This window comes from Clostridium sp. AWRP (assembly GCF_004006395.2).
Taxonomy (GTDB): domain Bacteria; phylum Bacillota; class Clostridia; order Clostridiales; family Clostridiaceae; genus Clostridium_B.
Genome location: NZ_CP029758.2, coordinates 1,746,328 through 1,767,638, shown reverse-complemented (window position 1 = coordinate 1,767,638; position 21,311 = coordinate 1,746,328). Strand labels below are relative to the sequence as shown.

Here is a 21,311-nt window from a genome sequence, read left to right as displayed (position 1 = left end):
GTACCCGTATTTTTTTCAAATGCAGGTACACTTTTTTTACTTAATACTTTGTCTATATAAAATATAGTTTAAAAAATCATCCTTACCATTAAAATAAGACGATGCTTTTAAAGTAATATTTACATCAGGATAAATAGAATCCGTATCTTTACTTGTTGTTTTAAAATACTTACTAGAATACTGTATATCTACATTGGTATTTGATAAATGTATTATTTTAACCTCACCAAAATGATTTGGCTTCCCGCCAGTTGGTTCCCCAATAAGCAGGGCATTTGTACTGTTTTTTAAATCCATAGTATTCAATATTGCAGAAGAAAATGTTTTTCTTCCTATAATTACATATAAATTTCCTTTTTTATTTATATTGCTTCTCTTTTTTATTTCATCTAGAAAAGAATCAAACATTTTAGAATTTCCACCGCCATTGTCACGTAAATCTATAACTAACGTTTTAGCTTTTTTACTGTCAAGAGTTTTAAATACATCCTTTGTAAAGCTTGAAAAAGAATAATTTTTCATATTCGAACAACTGTTGTATTTCACATAGATTACACCACTATTTTCAATGTACTTAAACCAATAGTTTTTATCTGAATTTTGCTTTGAAAGTGGAATATTATTTATATATTTGGGATCATCAGATAAAAATTTAGTTTTATCAAATTCTTCTTTATTTAAAGGCTTTACAGTAACACTAATATTTGATGGCCCCTCAAAAGTAAAAACTGCATCATCCTTTTTTGCTATTCCTGCAAATTTAAGCACACCCGGGAACCTAAGTAAACTGCAAAATTGATTTTTCAAAATAGCTTTATTATCTTTAGATATAATAGGATCAAGTTTTGAGTGTAATTGTTCTATGGAATACCCATTTACTGCCACTAATTTCTTACCCCAGTAATCTTTATATGCTAAAGATGAATTTGCCAGGTAAATTCCGTCTTCAAATTGAAAAAAACTTACAGGGTACGATGATTTGGATTGCATAACAACAGATGTATGGCTGTCATTTATAGAACTTATTATTTTTGTAAGCTCCCATTTAATTTGCATATCATTATATTTATCAACTTTATTTATAAGTAAATCCATATTCCTATCAAATTCAACCTTACTTTTTGAAAAGAACAGATTTTTATGCTTTTTAGGCAGTTCATTTTTTACAAACTTTAAATCTGCTGTCCACTTTTCATTTCTATTTGCATTATTGAGTACAGGCGAACTTACTTTTCTATTAAACAAGTTGTAAGCAAATATTCCCGCTGCAGCAATTATAATAGCTGCTATTACTAGTATAACCACTAATTTTCTTTTCTTTAATTTCATAAATACCCCCTGTATGTCAAAGAATTTAAACATTTTTAAGTTTTTTGTCTCTATAAATGTATTGATATACTTATTTTAGTTCATTTCTATATATTCTGCCATAGAATTAGCTTACATTTTACCATTTAAAGTGACATTTTTGCAATATTTGAGAAAAGTTTTTTCATGCCAAAATATATTATCAAAAGCCCAATGACAGTTAACATAGCTATAATAAGAATATTTGAACTGATTAGTACTAAAAACTGTGGATAGTATTGAAGCAAAATGCTTGTAATTGCGCTATAAAGTATATCTCCAATTATACACAAATATAATGAATGAGTTTTTATATAAAGATAACCTAATAAGATTCCAAGTATAAAAAAACACATAAATCCTGCAGGGGTAAAAGTAGATATCCCGGATAGAAGTGAAGATAACAGTATCGCTTTTAGGCTGGAATTTTTTTTTGAGAGTCCACCGACAATAATCCCTCTAAATACAAACTCTGTTAATAAAGGTCCAATAATACCTAAATATCCAATAAGAAATATAGGATTTTTACTAATAAGTTGTATGCCTTCCGTAAATAAACTAAATCCTGGAAGAATTTTATCTATTGGCATCAGAAGTGAATTAAATAACATAAGATAACCTAAAACAATTAGTATTAGAAGTAATACATTAATTAAAGTGAATTTTTTTACTGGTCTTTCTTTGATTTTATCTTTACTAAGATTAGTAATGTAATATGCATAAAATACTGCAGTGACTGCAAAAAAAGTAACTCCTACTACAAAAATAGATAGTAACAATTGTAATATACTATTGCTGGATGAACGAATAACACTTAAACTGATTTCTAAAGTAAACAACGATATCAGCATATACGAAATTACTGCAACTACTGCATCTGTGATAGTCAGCTTCTTAACCTCTGATTTTTCATTTTCAAGATTTGATAAAATTTTAAAAGGATTTAAGTTAGACATAATAAAACCTCCCCATAAAAATTAAATTTTATTATTTTAGCATACTTTTAATTTAGATTTTAAAGTTTATTCTTGATGAAATATACCTTCATAGCTAAAACTGTAATTAATACAATACCGAATATAATGAGTAAGGTTTCTTTTATGTTATTTGGAAAAAGTATACAACAAACAAAAAATCCGCTAAAAACGATATCACATAGGACTATTAGAGCTAAAAATCCGCTTTTGTTCTCAATATTAATGTGTTGGTAAAAAGCAATGCACCCAATAATCCAAGAAATGTTAAAAAGTAAAGAAGTAAAATTTTGAAAAATAACACTGTCATTATTAAAAGCGATGTGAATTGCAAGGAAAACACATCCAATTATGAAAATTGCAATTGCCGTTTTTATAATCTTCAAAGTAACCTCACTTTTTCTTATCCATATGCTGTTCATTTCTAAAATAACATTGTTTTCTTCGCCAAAATTTTTTAAAGCAATTTGTATACTTTCCTCTTCACTGAGACCTTGATTTTGAAGCTCTGACACCTCATCATTCAGGTTTGATGTCAGTTCCTCCTTAAGTATTTGGATATCTTTGTCAGATCCATTGAATTTGCTGCAAATACGTTTTACATACAAATCAATTTTATTCATTAATATTCACCCCCAAAAAATGATCTAATAATTCCCTAAGAACCCTCCACTCCTGAACTTTTTCTCCGAAAAAATTCAAACCTTCTTGTGTAATTCTGTAATAGCGTCTTCTTCCACCGCCACTATTTTCATCGTCATTCCAGTATCCTTCCAGGTAATTTCTCTTTTCCATTCTTTTTAAGGATACATATAAAGTTGCTTCCTTCATTTCAAAGTTTTTATTTTCCTGTTTTATTGTTTTTCCTATTTCATACCCGTACATATCTTTATGTTTTAAAACTGATAAAACGATTATGTCAATATAGCCTTTTAATAATTCCTTTTCAAATTCCATTAGAGCAGCACTCCTAACTAAATTAGTTCATCTTTAAAAGTACATCATAATATAAATATAGTTCTTTACTATATTATAAGACATATTACTAAATGTTATCAAGTACTTTTTCAAAAAAATACAGCTAATAAAAGCAGGCCACTAAAAAACTAAAGTTTTTCAGTGGCCTCAATAGGTACAAGGGATATTTAAAAGGTTGAGCTTGCTATTCATTAAGATCATGGAAAACTATTGTACCTCATGATTGTTGAGTTTAGGAAGTTGTTGTTTTATATATCGATAAAATGCCAACATATTTTCAGTTAGCACTTTGTTTTTTTTCTTTACAAAATATACGTTCCAGCTAAAGTTATCATCCGGGAATTTATAATATCTGAGTTTGGAATCATCCGAACGTATGGTATGTTCCGGAACAACAAACAGAAGGTTATTATGTTGTGCAATCTCTCTTAAGGAGTTGAAATCACCAGATGATATATCAATAATTGGGTTAAATCCTGCATTTCGACAAGTCGCAACGAAATTGTGGCGTATGTGAAATTGTGTGTTAAACATGGCATATCGTTGACAGTTCAAATCATTTATCTGGATATGTTTTTTGTGGTATAATTCGTGTGTCCACGGAATACACAAATATGTATGTTCTTGCATTAAACATTCAGCAGAAAAGCGGTCTGCATCTGTAACACCAGTTGTAATACAGAAATCATATTCATCTTTTTTCAAAAGTTCTTCCAAATAAAAGTCTGCATGATCTGAATATTCAATATTCACGTGTGGATGTGTATTCTCAAAATCTGTAATCAATTTATAAGGCAGTACAGAAATTACGCCAAAGGCCATACCAAGAAAAATGGTTTCCTGAGGCACATCTTTTATCTGAGAAATATGGGAATACATATATTTTTTTCGTTCCAGAATAATACGACATTCATCCAGAAAATACGCACCATATTTTGTGGGAGATACTCCATTTCTATTTCTGTAAAGCAGTTGGCATCCCAGCTCTTTTTCCAGTTCTCGGACTATTTTGGATATGCCTTGCTGGGACACATGATATACCGCAGATGCTTTATTGATACTTTTACACTCACATACTTCTATAAAGACTTCCATTTGTCTGAATGTCATAACTCATCCTCCTTTATAACTTTTTTAAATATAATAAATTATCACACATTGTATAATAAATTTCTTATAGAAAATAGCACAACTATAATTAAAAATTGCAAATGTTCATGAAGCAATCTTCTACATGCAACCTTTTGGTTGTAGATATACAATAATTTTTCTTCTTTTTTGTCTTAATTTTATCATATATACTTAATGTGTCAAGAAATTATCAAACTTAGATAAAAAAGGAGGAAAAGGATATGAAAAACAAATATTATCCATATCTTGCCAGTCCTATTAAGATTAATGGAGTTACTTTTAAAAACAGAATTTTTGGTGCGCCTATGTCCAACCCGGAATTAGGTGCAGACTGTAATATGAGGAAAGAAGAAATCGCATTCCATGAAAATCGTGCACGCGGTGGTCTTGCCAGTGTAGCCATTGGTCTTGGTATTGTAGATGCTATTGGTCGTACACACACAAAGGAAATAAAGCTCTATGACATAATGTCTCTCCCTTCACTTAAGGAAGCTGCAAACGCCATGCATCGTCACAATTGTAATGCAGTAATGGAACTCGCCCACGGAGGAAAATATGGCAATGCCCGTAGTCATGGCAATGCTGATGGCACATTAATTGGGCCCAATGATGAAATAAATCCAGAAGGACTTCAGGTTCGCAGCATGACAGATGAGGATATCTATAGAGTTGCGGATTGTTTTGCTAAAGGTGCAAAGCTAGTGAAAGAAGCTGGCTTTGACATGGTACTTATCCATGGTGGTCATGGATGGCTGCTTGGTCAGTTCAGCTCTCCAACCATGAATCACAGAACAGATAAATGGGGAGGCAGTCTGGAGAATCGTATGCGTTTTCCACTACTGGTAATAGAAAAAGTACGTGAAGCTGTTGGACCTAATTATCCAATTGAATTCCGTATGAGTGGAGCAGAGTATACGAAAGATGGATACACAATCGAAGAAGGCATAAAGATGGCCAAAATGCTGGATGGAAAGGTGGATATTATCCATGTTTCTGCCGGTATTCATGAGGATCCAGAGGTATTTACACTTACTCACCCATCTATGTTTATTGAACATGGATATAATGTATATCTTGCGTCTGAGATTAAAAAGCACGTGAAGACACCGGTTGCTACATTAGGTGGACTAAATGATCCGGACATGATGGAAGAAATTATTGCTTCAGGAAAAGCAGATATCATACAAATTGCACGTCAATCACTGGCTGATCCATATTTCCCGGAGAAAGCATTTTCAGGAAATGCAAATGATATTAATCGCTGCTGCCGCTGCTATACCTGTTTCTTCAATTATTTAACAAATAGAACATTCTGTTGCGCACTAAATCCAATTATTGGTAATGAACTGGAAAATAAACATGCATTCCCAGTCACAACGCCAAAGAAAGTTATCGTAGTTGGCGGTGGTCCAGGCGGTATGGAAGCAGCTATTACAGCCGCTGATCGTGGCCATTCTGTTACTCTTTATGAAAAGAGCAGTGAACTTGGCGGACAGCTTCTTTCTGAACAATATATTCCTTTTAAGAAGGATATGTTCAACTTTGTAAACGTATTAAAAGGACGTTTGGAAAAATCAGGCGTTGAGGTTTGTTTGAATACAGAGCTTACTGCCGAGCAGGCTGCAGCAGAGAATGCTGATGTCATTATTACAGCTATTGGAGCTAAACCGATTGTTCCACCAATCCCTGGAATTGATAATAAGAAAGTTGTTGGTCTTGAAGTCCTTCATCAAAAAGCTCCTGCACTTGGACACAAGGTTGTTATCCTTGGCGGAGGTCTTGTTGGATGCGAATCTGCAATTTATCTGAATAGCCTTGGAAAGGATGTTACAATCGTTGAGATGAAAAGCGACTGGGCAGCAGATTCTTACTTTATGCACAAAAATGCAATGGTAAGGGCAATGCGGGGCAGCAATATCAAGATTAATGTAAATACAAAGGCAAAGGCTGTTACAGCTGAAGGACTTGTCTGTGAGACAACCGATGGTGAAGTTACTTTTGAGGCTGACAGCATTTTGTTAACAGCAGGTATGAAAGCTGACCGTGCAGTTGCAGACAGCTTCTATAACGCAGCACCACGTGTATTTGAAACAGGTGACTGTATCAAGCCGGGTCGTGTTGTTGATGCAGTTACAAACGGATACTATCGTGCACTAGATATTTAAAGAAAGGGGATTATTATGAAAATAAAAGCGGCAGTAGTTCATGAAAAAGGACAAGATTTTAAAATTGAAGAGATAGAATTAGCAGCACCAAAGGCAGATGAAATACTTGTAAAAATAGTATCAAGTGGTGTTTGTCATACTGATGAAGTTTCAAAACTACAAGCAATTCCGGTACCTTTACCAGCAGTATTTGGACATGAAGGTTGTGGTATTGTAGAAGAGGTTGGTAGTAGTGTTACTGACTTTAAAAAGGGTGACCATGTTGGGTTTTCCTTTGGGTTTTGTGGACATTGTGAAAACTGTCTAAGTGCACATCAACATGCATGTGAGAATTTTAATGCAATTAATTTTGGTGGTGTTATGAGTGATGGTACAAAGAGACTTTCACAAAATGGAAAAGAAATATCTTCATTCTTTGGACAATCCTCCTTTGCAACTTATGCAGTGGTAAATCAAAACAGTGCAATAAAGGTTGATGATGATATAGATCTTGCATTGGTGGGACCCCTAGGGTGTGGCATTCAAACAGGTGCAGGTGCTGTATTAAATAGATTAAATCCAAAATTTGGTTCTACTATTGCGGTATTTGGATGTGGAACTGTAGGAATGAGTGCTATTATGGCAGCTAAAATTACAGGATGTTCAAAAATTATTGCAGTAGGAGGAAATCCAAGCAGTTTAGGACTTGCAAAAGAGCTTGGAGCAACTCATACTATAAACAGAAAAGAAACTGATGATATAGTTAGTGAAATTAAGAAAATCACAAATGGAGGATGCCACTATGCAATTGATACCACTGGAGTTGGTGATTTTGTAAAGAAAGCTCTTGCTTGTGTTCGTTTCTTAGGTACTGCAGTAGTTTTGGGAGCAACTGGAGATTTGACCATTAACGTACAAGAAGAATTAATGGGTGAAGCAAAATCTCTAATTGGGATTGTAGAAGGTGATTCTATTCCAAAGTTATTTATTCCTCAATTAATTCAATACTATAAAGAAGGCAAATTTCCATTTGATAAATTAATTAAATTCTATGATTTTGAAGATATTAACAAAGCTTTTGAAGACTCTCACAATGGTAAAGTTATTAAAGCTGTATTAAAAATAAATTAAATGGCTGAAAAAATGAAGTTTATAAATGAAGTTTACTTTCATTTTAATAAGCATAAGGTGGAGTCAAAACTCCATCTTATGCCAAGAACTCTGTTTATTTTACTTCAATACCTCCATTTTGCCTCATTTACTTAAATCATATAATTTCATAGAATTGTTTTCTCCGCCAAATCCATTAGTTCTCTGATTTTCAGCCTTGTTCTTGGACGTATTAGAATTATTCCATTTACTATCTGGAACAACCTTTCCATTTTTCTTAATCCAATTAGCAATATCATTATTCGAACTGCTTCCAGAACCCCCGAAACCCATAAAGCCTCTGCCATTACCTGAACTTACCAAAACATACCTTACAGCTCCATCACTAACTAATTTTTTGAACTGGTCTACTGTAAGTATAGGATCTGATCCACTAAATCCTCCAAGTGCCATTACAGGTTGGCCAGTTTTAAGTATTAAATCCGAACCATAAGAATTAGCTGAAGGCACTACAACAAGGTACTTTTCATTTGTTTTATTATTTTCTAAGAATTTTATGAGTTTTGAGTTATTGGTGTTACCCATATCTCTTTGCTGATTACTCCTTGCAAGCTCCAATCCAGCTGACGGACTGCTTCCATTCATTTTGTATATCATTGGAGTAAATGACCACACTGTAGGAGCAGCTAAAATTCCTATAAAAGCAATACTAGCCAGTGTTTTACTTAATGCTGTATTATTACTAAAACCTGAACTTTTCTCTTTACTTCTAATTAAATTAATTATACATAATATTAGTGAAGATAGAATGCACAAAACCCCTGTTATTATAATTACAATCTTGTATCCATTTGATCTATTATAATTATAAGATAAAATAAGTATCTCAGCACAACCATTTGCAATAAGTCCTATTGGTAAAATCCAGGATTTTAAGCCACCTTCCTTATAAAATGTCCACATAGCTGACAATCCGATTCCAGTCAAAGCTGCAATAGATGGTGCCATTGTTGTTAAATAGTATGTGTGCGTTACATTTTTTGAAAAACTAAAATATATGAACTCAGTCAATAACCACATAACCCATAATATTAAAGATAACTTTCTTTTACTATCAAAAGGAGCCTTTAACTTTTCCTTTATGGCTGCAGCAATAAATCCAATCACAGCAAATAATAAAAACCATGATATTTGATCTGACATATTGCCATTACCAAATAATCTAAAAATACCGGACTTTGAGTTAGATCTCATACCGCCTTGTGCATTATTAACATATGACTTATTTTTATTTGATCCATTAGATCTGTTTCTAAAGTCACCTAAGCCTGCTGTTCTTTTAATATTGTTTTTATTAAATTCATTTTTTAATGTTCCCTGCTGTTTTTCACCTTTATCAGCATTTCTTCCGTTTATTCCAATTCTTTCTAATCCGTTATGACCTATTATAAGCTGCATAACTGTATTATTGGTACTGCTTCCTATGTAAGGTCTGCTGCTTGCTGGCACCAAGTCTACAACTATAGCCCAGGATAGTGATACTACTAAAAGTACAACTGTACCTAAGATAAGATCCTTTATTTTCTTCTTAAAACTCATAGTAGAAGCAAGAAGATATGTTATATATACAGCAGGTGCTACCATATAGGCTTCAACCATTTTTATGTTGAATCCTATGCCTATAAGAACCAAACTCAATATGAGATAACTAATTTTGCCTCTTTCAGCAGCTATCTGTGCAGCTAAACATGCTAACAATAAAAACATAACTAGCAAATTATCAATAGTATTATTTCTAGCTGCTGCTACAGATATTGGTGTTACTGCAAGGCACAATGCTGCAATAAGTCCTGCTGAAGCTCCAAAAGATCTTTTAACAATAAAATATATAATTGCAACAGAAATTACTCCTGCAAGAGCCTGTGGAAGAATTATACTCCATCCACTAAATCCAAATATTTTTGCAGATATAGTTTGAATCCAAAAGCCTAAAGGTGGCTTATCAATGGTTACAAAACCTGCTGGGTCAAAAGATGCAAAAAAGAAATTTTTAAAATTCATCATCATACTTTTTACACCTGCAGCATAAAAAGTATTTGCATTTCCTTCTATACCCAAATTAGCAAAATTCAACACCGCAGATAATATTAAAATTAATGATAACAAAATACTTTCTCTTGTAAATTTAATTTTTTTATTCACTATACCAACCTTCTTTCAAGCAAATATGAATAATCTAATTCTAATTAAATTTACATTACAAATATGTTATTTGAGTGTCAAATTTATTAACAATGTGAAAATAGCATTTTTTGCATTAAGCTAATTTTAATTCTTTAATAAACTTTTTTACATTTTTAATTATATCTTCTTTACTTTTTCCAGCTTCTATCTTTTTAATTACTGCACTTCCCACAATTATGCCTTCACAATAAGGCTTGAATTCTGCAGCCATTTCTGCTGAGGATATTCCAAATCCAAGTGCTTTTGGAACGTCTGTATAAGTTGAAATTATATTCATATATTCCTCAATATCAGTATTTATACTGCTTCTTGTACCTGTAACACCATTTACAGAAACACAGTATACAAATCCACCCGCATCTTTTACTATCTTTTTTATTCTCTCCTTTGAAGTAGGTGCTACTAGTGGAATAAGATGTACATTATATTCTTTTCCAATAGCTGCGATGTCCTTTCTCTCTTCTATAGGGAGATCTGGTATTATAATACCATCTACTCCGCACTGGCTGCACTCTCTTATAAACTTTTCCATGCCATACTTGAATATAGAGTTATAGTAAACAAGATACACAAGAGGTACTTCTGTTTTTTCTCTTATCTTTTTCACTGTATCCATTATACCTACTATTTTCGTTCCGCCTTTAAGGGATCTATTTGAAGATGCCTGTATAGTAGGTCCATCTGCCAGAGGATCTGAATAAGGTATTCCAAGTTCTATTATATCTGCTCCTGCCTCCTCCATTGCAATTACTAATTCTACAGTAGTGCCTAAATCTGGATCTCCAGAAGTTATAAATGGTATTAGAGCTTTTTCTCCTCTTTCCTTTAGCTTTGAAAACTTTAAATCTATTCTATTCATTATAATTCCACCCCCATTATATTAGCTATAGTGTTTATATCCTTGTCTCCTCTTCCTGATAAATTTACAATGATTATTTTATCCTTACTGAGTTTTGGAGCAAGCTTCATTGCATAAGCCAGTGCATGAGAGCTTTCAAGTGCTGGAATTATTCCCTCAACCTGTGACAGGTAAGTAAATGCATTCACTGCTTCTTTATCTGTAGCTGATTCATAAGTTGCCCTTTTTATATCATGATAATATGCATGTTCCGGTCCTATTCCCGGATAATCAAGTCCTGCTGATATAGAATAAGCAGGAAGTATTTGACCATCCTCATCTTGAAGTACGTAAGTCATCATACCGTGAATTACCCCTACAGAGCCCTTTGATATAGTAGCTGCATGTTCATCTGTATCAAGTCCTTTTCCTGCAGCCTCTACTCCTACCAAATTTACAGAAGTATCTTCTACAAAGGGATAAAAAATTCCCATGGAATTGCTTCCACCGCCTACACAAGCTATGACATAATCAGGAAGTCTTCCTTCCTTTTCCAGAATCTGCTTTCTAGCTTCATCTCCAATTACCCTTTGAAAATCTCTAACCATAGTTGGATAAGGATGTGGTCCCATTACAGAACCTATTACATAAAAGGTATCTTCTATATTTGACACCCAATTTCTCATAGCTTCATTTACAGCATCCTTTAAGGTTCCCGTTCCCGAAGTTACAGATGTTACTTTTGATCCTAATATTTTCATTTTAAATACATTAAGAGCTTGTCTTCTTATGTCTTCTTCACCCATAAATACTTCACATTCCATGCCAAAGATAGCAGCTGCCGTAGCTGTAGCTACCCCATGCTGTCCAGCTCCTGTTTCAGCTATAACCCTTTTTTTACCCATTCTCCTTGCAAGGAGCACCTGCCCTAGTGCATTGTTTATTTTATGTGCTCCCGTATGATTTAAGTCTTCTCTTTTAAGATATATTTTTGCTCCGCCTAATTTTTCAGTAAAGTTCTTTGCAAAATACAGTGGATTTTCTCTTCCCACATAATCTTTAAGGTAGTACCTATATTCCTCTATAAATTTTTCATCTTTTATTGCTTTATTAAACTCCATTTCAAGCTGCATAACTGCATTCATTATTGTTTCTGGTACATACTGTCCTCCAAATTTTCCAAATCTTCCATCCATTAAAAATTCCTCACTTTCTTTATAAATTGATCTATTTTTTCAAAACTCTTTACACCATTTTCTTCAACCCCGCTAGATACGTCTACTGCATAGGGTTTCACACATTCTAAAGCAGTATTTATGTTATCTGGATTAAGCCCCCCTGCCAGTACCAATTTCTTATTTATATTTAAGTTTTCTAATACATTCCAATTAAAACTTGTACCTGTACCTCCAGTTTTTCCACCTATACTACTATCTACAAGTACTGCTTCCACATTACAATTTGGTATTTTATCTATCTTGTCTTTTAAATTTTCTAATGAAGCTTTTACCTCAATGCTCATGCTTTTCCATATTTTAAATGGATACAAACTTTTTATATAACTTTCATCTTCCCTTCCATGAAGCTGGATTACATCTAACTTCAACATTTCTGCTGTATTTTTCACTTCTTCCAAACTATTGTTTTGAAAAACTCCCACTGGCCTTATTTTTTTATCTAAATTTTTAATAAGCTCTTCTGCTAATTTTAAAGTAACCTGCCTTTTACTTTCACAAAACACAAATCCGGCATAATCTGGGAGGAGCTTGTTTAAAATTTTCACATCTTCAACTTGCCTTATACCACATATCTTTACTAATGTCATAAATTCACCCTTTTCAAAACTTGGACTGTTTTATAAAATCTCTTAATTTGTACTCATCTTTAATATTTCTCATAAAAGTTTCTCCTATAAGCACTGCACTTACACTTAAACCTTTCAAGTACCTTATATCTTCTGGAGTCTTTATAGCACTTTCAGAAACTACTAAAACTTGATCTGGTATTTTCTTTATAATTCTTTCTGTATTTTTCAAGTCTTCTGTAAAATCTTTTAAGTTTCTATTGTTAATTCCTACAATGGAACATCCAGCTTCAAGTGCAATTTCAAGTTCTTTTTCATCATGGACTTCCACCAGACATTGAAGTCCAATACTTTGTGCCAAATTGTAATAATCTTTTAATTTATCTTTTAAGATGGCTGTTATAAGCAAAATAGCATCTGCACCTATAAATTTGGATTGATATATTTGATAGGTATCAATTATAAAATCCTTTCTTAAAATGGGCTTTGAATTTGCCACTTTTACTTTGCTTATGTATTTGTCACTTCCCTTAAAGAAATTTTTTTCTGTAAGTACAGACACTGCATCTATATCTATGCTTTCATATATTTGGGCTATGCTGGCAGGATCAAAATCTTCTACAATAATACCTTTTGAAGGTGATGCTTTCTTTATCTCTGCAATAATAGATATTTCTTCTTTGCCAAGTAGTTTTTTAAAATCTCTTGTAACTTTACTGCTGCATCCTTCTATTATTTTAGTAAGAGGCATATTTTGTTTTTCAAGTTCCAATTGAGGCCTTTTAGCTTTCACTATTTCATCAAGTATCATTTTTTCATGCCTCCTAAAAATTATTACTGCACTTTATGAGTTCATTCATCTTTTCATAAGCTTTTTTAGAATCTATAATGCCTTCTGCCATCTTCACTCCTTCTTCCATGCTTTCACATGCTTTTCCTACATATAAAGCTGCTGCACTGTTTAAAACTACAATATCTCTTCTAGCACCTTTTTCTCCTTGAAAGATTTTACGTATAAGTGCTGCATTTTCTTCAGCAGTATATCCTTTTATGTCATCCATACTGCATACATTAATTTCAAAATCTTCTGGATTTATTTTATAATCTGATATTTTTCCATCCTTTAATTCACTCACATAGGTGTTAGAGGTATTAGTTATTTCATCAAGTCCATCTTCTCCGCAAACTACCATAGCTCTTTCACAACCTAAGTTTGAAAGTACTTTTGCAGCTGTGTGAGTCAAATTCTTATCATATACTCCAAGTACCTGGCCTTTTACAAAAGCTGGATTCGTAAGAGGACCTAATAAATTAAATACAGTTCTTATACCCAATTGTTTTCTTGGACCGGCTACATTTTTCATTGCACGGTGGTACTTTTGAGCAAACAAGAATGCCATACCGTTTTTATCAATACAATTGGAAGCATATTTTGGTTCTAAATTTATATTAAAGCCTAACTTTTCAAGTACATCTGCACTCCCACTTTTACTTGATACTGCTCTGTTGCCGTGTTTTGCCACTTTCACTCCTGCAGCTGCAGCTACAAAGGATACTGCTGTGGATATATTAAATGTTCTTCCTCCATCCCCTCCTGTTCCACAAGTATCAATGACATACTCAGACTCTAGTTTTAAATCCTCTGCATTATCTCTCATAGCCCTTGCAAATCCTGTTATTTCCTCTGCAGTTTCACCTTTCATTCTCAAGGCTACTAGAAAAGCTCCTATTTGGGAATCTTCTGCATTTCCCTGCATTATTTCATTCATAGCTTCATAGGCTTCACTTTCCTCCAAATTACTTTTACATATGATTCTCTCTATTATCTGCTGCAACATTACAAATCCCCCCTAAAAAATTTTTTATTATTTGCTTTCCCTTCTCTGTAAGAATTGATTCCGGATGAAATTGGAGTCCATAAACTTCATATTCTCTGTGCTTCACAGCCATTATTTCTCTGTCGTCCAAACTTTCTGCCATTACCTCAAGTTCTTCTGGTAAAGTGTTTTTTTCTATTATGAGAGAGTGATATCTCATAACATTTATAGAATTTTCCAAATTTTTAAATAATTTATTTGGAACTATGCTTATTTCTGATGTCTTTCCATGCATTATATTGTTTGCTCTCACTACTTTTCCACCGTAAGCACATCCAATAGCCTGATGCCCAAGGCATATCCCCAAAATAGGAATTTTACTTCCAAATTTTTTTACAACCTCTATGCATATACCTGCATTTTCAGGAATACCGGGTCCTGGGGAAAGTATTATTCCTTCAGGCTTTAACCTCTCTATCTCATCCAGTGATATTTTGTCATTTCTAAAAACTCTTATATCCTCATATATTTCACCAATATACTGGTAAAGATTATAAGTAAATGAATCATAATTATCTATTAAAAGTATCATCTTATATCACCTCTATCATAGCCATAGCTTTATTTAATGTTTCCTGATATTCTCTTTCTGGAACAGAGTCATACACAATTCCTGCACCAGCCTGAACATACGCATGGCCATCTTTAAAGAGTATGGTCCTTATGGCAATGCAGGTATCCATGTTTCCATTAAGTGAAAAGTATCCAACTGCACCAGCATATATACCTCTTTTAGTATCTTCAAGCTCATCAATTATCTCCATAGCCCTTATTTTAGGTGCTCCAGATACAGTTCCTACAGGCAAACAAGATATTAATCCATCTAAATATCCCAAATCTTTTCTCAAATCTCCTGAAACCTTGGAAACTATATGCATAACATGAGAGTAAAAATCTACATCCATAAATCTATCTAGTTTTACACTTCCAAACTCACTTATTTTCCCTATGTCATTTCTCCCCAGATCCACTAACATCACGTGTTCTGCTCTTTCCTTTTCATCTTCTAATAACTCTGTTTTTAATTTTAAATCCTCTTCTAAAGTTTTGCCTCTTGGTCTTGCACCTGCTATAGGATTAGTCATAACCCGTCCATTCTTTACACTTACTAAACTTTCTGGAGAGGAACCTGCTACTTTAAATTCTTCAAAGTCTATATAAAAAAGATAAGGTGAAGGATTTTTAGCTCTTAATCTTCTGTACACTTCAAAAGGATCTGAAGTACTTTCAAATTTCAGCCTTTGTGACAAAACTACCTGAAATATATCACCAGCTTTTATGTATTCCTTTGCTTCTTCTACCATGCTGCAGTATTTTTCTTTTGAAACGTTCGATGTAAATTTTTTGCGTTCTTTAACTTCTGAAAGTTTATGAATAACATTACTTGTACATATCATGTCCTTCAAACTTTCCAGAGAGTCTACAATACTTTCGTAAGAACTTTCACCCTCTTCTGCCACATTGTAAATAAAATAAACTTCATGCTTAAAATGGTCATAACACACAAAAGATTTATAAAACATGAGATATGCTTCCGGTGTTTTTAAAACATCTTCATTTTCCACTGGCAGCTTTTCATACTGTCTTATTACATCATATCCTGCATAACCTATAGCTCCTCCTGTAAATGGTATGGAAAGTCCAAGGCTATCATAAGGTACATTTAAATATTTCTTTATATAATCCAACACTTTTCCCTGAACATTTCTTACTCCGCTTTCATCTTCTACACATATTTCATTTCCGCAGCTTTTTATCTTCCTATAGGGATTCATTCCTACAAAAGAATATCTTCCTATTTCATTTTCAGAATATATACTTTCAAATAAGAATTTATTTTTTCCTTCCAAGCTGTAATAAATACCTATAGGGGTAATCTCATCTCCATTCATTTTTATAAATAAAGGAAAGGTCTTTTTCAAATTTTTATAATAATAAAATTCTTCTTTTTTAAGATTGATCACAAAATACCACCTCTTTGATTTAAATTTATACAAAAAAGGCCATTTCATCCTCAAACTGGGACGAAATGACCGTGTTGCCACCCAAATTAGTCTCCATTTATGGTGAATTTTTTGAAAAATAAAAAACATCTCATCCTTAAAGGACGAAATGTTGAATTTCGTTATGCCACCTAAATACAAACTATCTTTTCCAGGTACAGATTTACTCGATACCCTGTCCTTTTAACGGTAGACTACCGGTTTTTGCTACTATAATTTTGCATTACACCTCCAAGACCCATTCAATACAGACTACAGTACTTGGCTTACACTACCCCAAATTCGCTTAAACTAAATTTCTATATTTACTATTTCTTTTCACAGGTTTTATATTACTAACTTGTTTTATATATTAAAGCTTTTTTTCCCCGTTGTCAATACTAATTTTTAATCTTTTGTCTTTTCTTTTTGAAATATATTTTGGGGAATGTGATAGAAAATGCCAGGAGTAAAATACTTAAAATATTACCATATATATTAATTACAGCATAGTATAAGCTCATGGATACAACTTTAAGAAGTATAGCGCCCAAAATCACTTGACTTAGATTACCAAATCCCCATATTGCACTGAGAAACCTCCAAACAAATTTATGTTCTTTATCATTTTTCATCTTTTCTGGAGCATTTTTCAAATAACTTTGTTCCACTATTACTTCAATCAAAGATTTCCTAGACAATAAGGACAAAAAGAAGATTAAAGAAACCAAGGCGTTTCCAACCAGAGGAGATACAAAATAAAAGGCAGCATTTCTAGAAATAATACTTCCCACCAAACCAATTCCTGAAAAAGCTGCAGCAATTACTGCTAGAGCGTTAAGTTCCCTTGTTTTAATAAAATTTGCTATAACAACACCTATGCTCCACAAACCAGAAAATATGATTCCACTAAGAGTCATTTTAAATTTATTAAAAACATAAAATATTACAACAGGTACTATAGCACTTACAACAAAATCCCTATTAAATATATTTCTCAATATTGAACCTTTATTTTTCGCACCATTGGCATATGACTTTTCCATACCTAACCTCCAATTTATTCATTCCAATTTTTATTTGCATTCTTTAAATACATTTCCGTATCAATAACATCTCTGTCAAGTATAGCTTGTGTATCATCTTTTATATATCCACAATTTATAACTTCTTCTCCAGCTTTTTCTACTGCCTCAAAGAAAGGTTCATACAATTTTTTCAGCATATCGTTATCTTTAGAAGCAGCAAGTACCCCACCTTTATCACTTAAAATTGTCGCTGCAAGATTTCCCTTAGTCATAACTTTAAAAGTTTCAAGTAAGCCGGAAAAATTATATCTGCCGGGGAACCCACAATTTGAGATTAAAACAGTCTTTACTGGTTCTTTTCTAAATCGACGGATATGAGAATATTTTTCATCCTTTTTAACTATTTCACCCTTATTCATAGGAAGCATACGATCCATAAAATCTTTCATTATTCCAGTTACAGTAAAATAATATAGAGGAGTTGCATATACCATTACATCTGTTTCTTTTATTTTATCTAGCAATTCACTCATATCATCCTTATAAACACATTTTCCAGGCGTCTTTGTCCAACATGTAAAGCAGCCGCTGCAGTGGTTTATCTTTTTATCCTTAAGATATATAGTTTCTACATCTGCTCCTGCTTTCGAGCATCCTTTAAGGAAATTTTCTAAAATAACCTCTGTATTTCCCTGTTCTCCCCTTGGACTTCCATTTAAAGCTAACACTTTCATTTTATACATCTCCTTAATCTATAAATCTTTTATATTTTCTAAACTTTTCAGTGTTTCATCACACCACTTTAATTTTGCCTCTTCAATATATTTTCCAAACCTAACAGTCGACTTCCACAAAGCTAAATTTTTTTCATCCAATTTTATCTTTCCTGTGTTAAATGCATCTTCAATTTTCGAATATTCCTCAAATTCTTTTTCGCACTCTTCTTTTACATTCTCAATTTTTTGAATAACATTTTGTGTAGGTACATTTCCTGAAAGAGAAATCTTTAGTAAAAGCTCTGACCTGTTAGGAATACTTTCCACAGGAAGCATAATCCACTCTTTTAGTTCTTTTCTTCCCTTTTCTGTAATGGAATAAACATTTTTACTGGGTCTTCCTTCTGTCTGTTCAACCTGTTTTGTTATAAGTTTTTCTTCTTCCATTTTCTTTAGTACAGGATATATATGTCCATAATTCTCATTCCAAAAATAGTTTATAGAAGAATCACAAAATTTTTTAATATCATATCCAGATCCTGATATATGGCTAAGTACTCCCAAAATAGCATATTTTGTTTTATTTACTTTTGACAATTCAATTTCACCTCTGTTTTATATATCACTATGATATATTATGTTATTTATTATATCATAGTGATATATAAAATCAATATTTAAATTAAATTTTAATAAACACAATTAGTTGAATATATTAAAACATTATAAATAGAGCCACATCCCTATTAACTATAGGAATGTGGCTTAAAAATAGCTTGATTTATCTATTTGTTTTTTTATTTCTGTCATTCGCTTTTTTCCCCAATCATACATCATTTCCAATATAGGAAGTAGTGTCATTCCTAGCTCAGTCATAGAGTATTCGACTTTCGGAGGAACTTCCGGATAAACCTCTCGATGTACAACTCCATCTTCCACCAATTCTTTTAGTTGATTTGCTAAAGTTTTATGAGATATTTTGGGGAATAGCCTTTGAAGATCACTGAAACGATGTGCCCCTTCAACACCTAAATGCCATAGAATAACTATTTTCCACTTTCCACTTATAATTGATAAAGTAAGTTGTTTTTCACAGTCATAATCCCCATTTAATATTTTATTTTTGATTTCATCTCTAAATGTATCTGACATTGTTTCTGCCTCCTTATATATTTTAATAGTAACCTAATTGTAACCTTGTTACAAAAAAGTGCACTCTTAACACCGCACCAAATATATAGTAATATAAATTTGTTAAATAGGAATAAAGATTTTTAGGAGGAATAAAATTATGAGTAAAAAAGCCCTTTTAATTATACCACCTGAAAGGTTTAATGAAGATGAATTATTTAAACCAAAAGAGGCACTTGAAAATGCTGGAGTTAAGGTAACTGTTGCAAGTACTAAAACAGGTGAAATTATTGGTGACTACAAAGGTAAAGTAGTTTCCGAAAAAGTCTTTTCAGATGTTACTGCTACAGACTACAACGTCATTGCTGTAATTGGAGGATCTGGTACAAACGATTATATATGGGGAAACCAAGAAGTATTGAATTATTTAAAACAAGCATATAAAAATAAAGTTCTTGTAACAGGAATCTGTGCTGGTTCAGCTACTTTAGCACAAACAGGACTGCTTTCTGGAAGAGAAGCAACTTGCTATCCAGTTGATGTACAAAAAGAAGTACTTAAAGCAAATAATGTAACCTATGTTAAGCAGCATGTTGTTGCACATAATGACATTATCACCGCTGATGGCCCAGATGGTGCTGAAGAATTTGGAAAATCCTTGGTTAAAGCATTAAGCTAATAATTTGGCAAAATTACAATTTAATAAAGACTTCTTTAATGAAATGTAGAAGTCTTTATTAAAAATTTCTTATTTTTTTAAAATAGTTATGATAGGTTCAAAAGTTAAAATAACTGTTAATATAATTAGAACTATAATAGTTACCCATCCTATTACATTTTTAGTTCTACCATTTACATATTCACCCATAATATCTTTATTATTTACCATAAGCATCATGCAAATTAGAACTACAGGAAGTAACACACCATTTATAACCTGTGACCATAATGTTATCTGAATTAAAGGTGCTCCTGGAATCAATATAATGCTAATTCCAATAATAATTATTATAGTAAATAGTGTAAAAAATTGTGGTGCTTCTTTTAATTCTTTATTTATACCAGCCTCAAAACCAAAAGCTTCACAAATATAAAATGCTGTAGCCAAAGGTAGTATTGTAGCCGAAAAAGTAGAAGCTATAAATAATCCAAAAGCAAAAATTTGAGAAGCAAAAGCTCCAGCAAGTGGCTTTAATGCTAATGCAGCATCTTTAGCCTCATTTATTTGGATTCCACTTTTATAAAGTGTTGCCCCACAAGCTACGATTATAAAGAAAGCAACTACTACTGTAATAACACTTCCAACAACAACATCCCAAAATTCGTATTTAAATTCTTCCATCTTAAGTCCTTTTTCTATAACTGCTGACTGCATATAAAACTGCATCCAGGGTGCAATAGTAGTTCCCACCATGCCAATAACTGTACTTATATAGTCATAATTAGTTTCAATAACAGGATGAATTAACGCATGTCCTATTTCATTCCAGTCTGGTTTAGCAAAAAATGCAGAGCCAACATAGGATAATAAAAATATGCTAAAAACTAAAAATAACTTTTCAGTAGTCTTATATGTACCTTTTACTACCAAAATCCATACTGCAATAGCAGCTAGTGGTACCGATATATATTTACTTACTCCAAAAATCTGCATACTACCTGCAATACCTGCGAACTCCGTAGCTGTATTTCCTATATCTGCAATTACTAGTCCAATAAACATAAAGAAAATTACCTTAACGCCAAAATTTTCTCTAATCAAATCTGCTAGCCCTTTACCTGTAACTATACCCATTCTAGCATTCATTTCCTGTACTACAAGAAGTACAATAAAGCATGGGATTAATGACCAAAGTAATTTGTAACCATAAGTAGCACCTGCTACAGAATATGTTGTAATACCACCTGCATCATTATCTACACTACCTGTTATAATTCCAGGACCTAAAACACTTAAAAATATTAATAAATTTGTCATCCATGTTTTTCTTTTTGCATTCATCATTA

The 21,311-nt window shown here is 32.6% G+C and carries 21 protein-coding genes and 1 other annotated feature; of the genes, 3 read left to right on the top strand and 18 right to left on the bottom strand.

Going from position 1 to position 21,311, the window contains the following annotated elements; genetic code table 11:
- Window positions 1-36: 36 nt before the first annotated feature.
- From DMR38_RS08200 to DMR38_RS08180, 5 genes are all read right to left on the bottom strand, one after another.
- Window positions 37-1,329: a S41 family peptidase gene (locus tag DMR38_RS08200; RefSeq protein ID WP_127720818.1), complete on the bottom strand. Its 1,293-nt coding sequence runs from the start codon at window positions 1,327-1,329 to the stop codon at window positions 37-39.
- Window positions 1,330-1,454: 125 nt separating this feature from the next.
- Window positions 1,455-2,303, bottom strand: coding sequence for a CPBP family intramembrane glutamic endopeptidase (locus DMR38_RS08195; RefSeq protein WP_127720817.1), 849 nt, complete (start codon window positions 2,301-2,303; stop codon window positions 1,455-1,457).
- A gap of 59 nt (window positions 2,304-2,362) precedes the next feature.
- Window positions 2,363-2,944 (bottom strand): permease prefix domain 1-containing protein, encoded by a 582-nt coding sequence (locus DMR38_RS08190; protein ID WP_127720816.1) that lies wholly within the window; start codon window positions 2,942-2,944, stop codon window positions 2,363-2,365.
- Window positions 2,937-3,278 carry a PadR family transcriptional regulator gene (locus DMR38_RS08185; protein ID WP_127720815.1) on the bottom strand — a complete coding sequence of 114 codons (342 nt, stop codon included), beginning with the start codon at window positions 3,276-3,278 and terminating at the stop codon, window positions 2,937-2,939. Before DMR38_RS08185 ends, DMR38_RS08190 begins: the two co-directional genes overlap by 8 nt.
- Before the next feature lie 228 nt (window positions 3,279-3,506).
- Window positions 3,507-4,409 carry a LysR family transcriptional regulator gene (locus DMR38_RS08180; protein WP_243124489.1) on the bottom strand — a complete coding sequence of 301 codons (903 nt, stop codon included), beginning with the start codon at window positions 4,407-4,409 and terminating at the stop codon, window positions 3,507-3,509.
- Window positions 4,410-4,651: 242 nt separating this feature from the next.
- On the opposite strand from DMR38_RS08180, the gene DMR38_RS08175 reads away from it, so the two are divergent.
- Together DMR38_RS08175 and DMR38_RS08170 are read left to right on the top strand one after the other, a co-directional pair.
- Window positions 4,652-6,595, top strand: coding sequence for an FAD-dependent oxidoreductase (locus DMR38_RS08175; RefSeq protein WP_127720814.1), 1,944 nt, complete (start codon window positions 4,652-4,654; stop codon window positions 6,593-6,595).
- A 15-nt stretch (window positions 6,596-6,610) separates the two neighbouring features.
- Window positions 6,611-7,705 (top strand): NAD(P)-dependent alcohol dehydrogenase, encoded by a 1,095-nt coding sequence (locus DMR38_RS08170; RefSeq protein ID WP_127720813.1) that lies wholly within the window; start codon window positions 6,611-6,613, stop codon window positions 7,703-7,705.
- A gap of 123 nt (window positions 7,706-7,828) precedes the next feature.
- On the opposite strand, the gene DMR38_RS08165 is transcribed toward DMR38_RS08170, so the two are convergent.
- The 12 genes from DMR38_RS08165 to DMR38_RS08110 form a co-directional block, all read right to left on the bottom strand.
- Window positions 7,829-9,886 carry a glycosyltransferase family 39 protein gene (locus tag DMR38_RS08165; RefSeq protein ID WP_127720812.1) on the bottom strand — a complete coding sequence of 686 codons (2,058 nt, stop codon included), beginning with the start codon at window positions 9,884-9,886 and terminating at the stop codon, window positions 7,829-7,831.
- 115 nt (window positions 9,887-10,001) lie between these two features.
- Entirely contained in the window at window positions 10,002-10,787 is a 786-nt protein-coding gene (gene trpA / locus DMR38_RS08160; protein WP_127720811.1) for a tryptophan synthase subunit alpha, read from the bottom strand.
- Window positions 10,787-11,962 carry a tryptophan synthase subunit beta gene (gene trpB, locus DMR38_RS08155; RefSeq protein ID WP_127720810.1) on the bottom strand — a complete coding sequence of 392 codons (1,176 nt, stop codon included), beginning with the start codon at window positions 11,960-11,962 and terminating at the stop codon, window positions 10,787-10,789. Before trpB ends, trpA begins: the two co-directional genes overlap by 1 nt.
- The gene (locus DMR38_RS08150; RefSeq protein ID WP_127720809.1) at window positions 11,962-12,591 is read right to left on the bottom strand and encodes a phosphoribosylanthranilate isomerase; all 630 of its coding nucleotides are present in this window, start codon (window positions 12,589-12,591) and stop codon (window positions 11,962-11,964) included. Before DMR38_RS08150 ends, trpB begins: the two co-directional genes overlap by 1 nt.
- Before the next feature lie 13 nt (window positions 12,592-12,604).
- A complete protein-coding gene (trpC, locus tag DMR38_RS08145; protein WP_127720808.1) occupies window positions 12,605-13,381 on the bottom strand; it encodes an indole-3-glycerol phosphate synthase TrpC in 777 nt (258 codons plus the stop codon).
- 13 nt (window positions 13,382-13,394) lie between these two features.
- Complete coding sequence (gene trpD, locus DMR38_RS08140) at window positions 13,395-14,408, bottom strand: anthranilate phosphoribosyltransferase (protein WP_127720807.1); 1,014 nt, start codon at window positions 14,406-14,408, stop codon at window positions 13,395-13,397.
- Entirely contained in the window at window positions 14,374-14,979 is a 606-nt protein-coding gene (locus tag DMR38_RS08135; protein ID WP_127720806.1) for an aminodeoxychorismate/anthranilate synthase component II, read from the bottom strand. Before DMR38_RS08135 ends, trpD begins: the two co-directional genes overlap by 35 nt.
- Before the next feature lies 1 nt (window position 14,980).
- Entirely contained in the window at window positions 14,981-16,411 is a 1,431-nt protein-coding gene (gene trpE / locus DMR38_RS08130; RefSeq protein WP_127720805.1) for an anthranilate synthase component I, read from the bottom strand.
- A 53-nt stretch (window positions 16,412-16,464) separates the two neighbouring features.
- Window positions 16,465-16,781, bottom strand: a binding site (T-box leader).
- 49 nt (window positions 16,782-16,830) lie between these two features.
- On the bottom strand, window positions 16,831-17,475 hold the full coding sequence (locus DMR38_RS08125) for a VC0807 family protein (protein ID WP_127720804.1): 645 nt from the start codon (window positions 17,473-17,475) through the stop codon (window positions 16,831-16,833).
- 14 nt (window positions 17,476-17,489) lie between these two features.
- Window positions 17,490-18,191, bottom strand: coding sequence for a flavodoxin family protein (locus tag DMR38_RS08120; protein WP_127720803.1), 702 nt, complete (start codon window positions 18,189-18,191; stop codon window positions 17,490-17,492).
- 18 nt (window positions 18,192-18,209) lie between these two features.
- Window positions 18,210-18,770: a PadR family transcriptional regulator gene (locus tag DMR38_RS08115; protein ID WP_127720802.1), complete on the bottom strand. Its 561-nt coding sequence runs from the start codon at window positions 18,768-18,770 to the stop codon at window positions 18,210-18,212.
- Between the two features lie 168 nt (window positions 18,771-18,938).
- Window positions 18,939-19,325 carry a helix-turn-helix domain-containing protein gene (locus DMR38_RS08110; RefSeq protein ID WP_127720801.1) on the bottom strand — a complete coding sequence of 129 codons (387 nt, stop codon included), beginning with the start codon at window positions 19,323-19,325 and terminating at the stop codon, window positions 18,939-18,941.
- Between the two features lie 139 nt (window positions 19,326-19,464).
- Here DMR38_RS08110 and DMR38_RS08105 point away from each other — a divergent pair, with 139 nt between their 5' ends.
- Window positions 19,465-19,983, top strand: coding sequence for a DJ-1/PfpI family protein (locus DMR38_RS08105; RefSeq protein WP_127720800.1), 519 nt, complete (start codon window positions 19,465-19,467; stop codon window positions 19,981-19,983).
- Window positions 19,984-20,052: 69 nt separating this feature from the next.
- On the opposite strand, the gene DMR38_RS08100 is transcribed toward DMR38_RS08105, so the two are convergent.
- Window positions 20,053-21,306, bottom strand: coding sequence for an Nramp family divalent metal transporter (locus DMR38_RS08100; RefSeq protein WP_127723967.1), 1,254 nt, complete (start codon window positions 21,304-21,306; stop codon window positions 20,053-20,055).
- Between the last annotated feature and the right edge of the window lie 5 nt (window positions 21,307-21,311).

Excerpts from the sequence above, each read along its gene's own strand:
- DMR38_RS08200 (WP_127720818.1), bottom strand. The coding sequence starts at position 1,329 with ATGAAATTAAAGAAAAGAAAATTAGTGGTTATACTAGTAATAGCAGCT.
- DMR38_RS08195 (WP_127720817.1), bottom strand. The coding sequence starts at position 2,303 with ATGTCTAACTTAAATCCTTTTAAAATTTTATCAAATCTTGAAAATGAA.
- DMR38_RS08190 (WP_127720816.1), bottom strand. The coding sequence starts at position 2,944 with ATGAATAAAATTGATTTGTATGTAAAACGTATTTGCAGCAAATTCAAT.
- DMR38_RS08185 (WP_127720815.1), bottom strand. The coding sequence starts at position 3,278 with ATGGAATTTGAAAAGGAATTATTAAAAGGCTATATTGACATAATCGTT.
- DMR38_RS08180 (WP_243124489.1), bottom strand. The coding sequence starts at position 4,409 with ATGACATTCAGACAAATGGAAGTCTTTATAGAAGTATGTGAGTGTAAA.
- DMR38_RS08175 (WP_127720814.1), top strand. The coding sequence starts at position 4,652 with ATGAAAAACAAATATTATCCATATCTTGCCAGTCCTATTAAGATTAAT.
- DMR38_RS08170 (WP_127720813.1), top strand. The coding sequence starts at position 6,611 with ATGAAAATAAAAGCGGCAGTAGTTCATGAAAAAGGACAAGATTTTAAA.
- trpA (WP_127720811.1), bottom strand. The coding sequence starts at position 10,787 with ATGAATAGAATAGATTTAAAGTTTTCAAAGCTAAAGGAAAGAGGAGAA.
- trpB (WP_127720810.1), bottom strand. The coding sequence starts at position 11,962 with ATGGATGGAAGATTTGGAAAATTTGGAGGACAGTATGTACCAGAAACA.
- DMR38_RS08150 (WP_127720809.1), bottom strand. The coding sequence starts at position 12,591 with ATGACATTAGTAAAGATATGTGGTATAAGGCAAGTTGAAGATGTGAAA.
- trpC (WP_127720808.1), bottom strand. The coding sequence starts at position 13,381 with ATGATACTTGATGAAATAGTGAAAGCTAAAAGGCCTCAATTGGAACTT.
- trpD (WP_127720807.1), bottom strand. The coding sequence starts at position 14,408 with ATGTTGCAGCAGATAATAGAGAGAATCATATGTAAAAGTAATTTGGAG.
- DMR38_RS08135 (WP_127720806.1), bottom strand. The coding sequence starts at position 14,979 with ATGATACTTTTAATAGATAATTATGATTCATTTACTTATAATCTTTAC.
- DMR38_RS08125 (WP_127720804.1), bottom strand. The coding sequence starts at position 17,475 with ATGGAAAAGTCATATGCCAATGGTGCGAAAAATAAAGGTTCAATATTG.
- DMR38_RS08120 (WP_127720803.1), bottom strand. The coding sequence starts at position 18,191 with ATGAAAGTGTTAGCTTTAAATGGAAGTCCAAGGGGAGAACAGGGAAAT.
- DMR38_RS08110 (WP_127720801.1), bottom strand. The coding sequence starts at position 19,325 with ATGTCAGATACATTTAGAGATGAAATCAAAAATAAAATATTAAATGGG.
- DMR38_RS08105 (WP_127720800.1), top strand. The coding sequence starts at position 19,465 with ATGAGTAAAAAAGCCCTTTTAATTATACCACCTGAAAGGTTTAATGAA.
- DMR38_RS08100 (WP_127723967.1), bottom strand. The coding sequence starts at position 21,306 with ATGAATGCAAAAAGAAAAACATGGATGACAAATTTATTAATATTTTTA.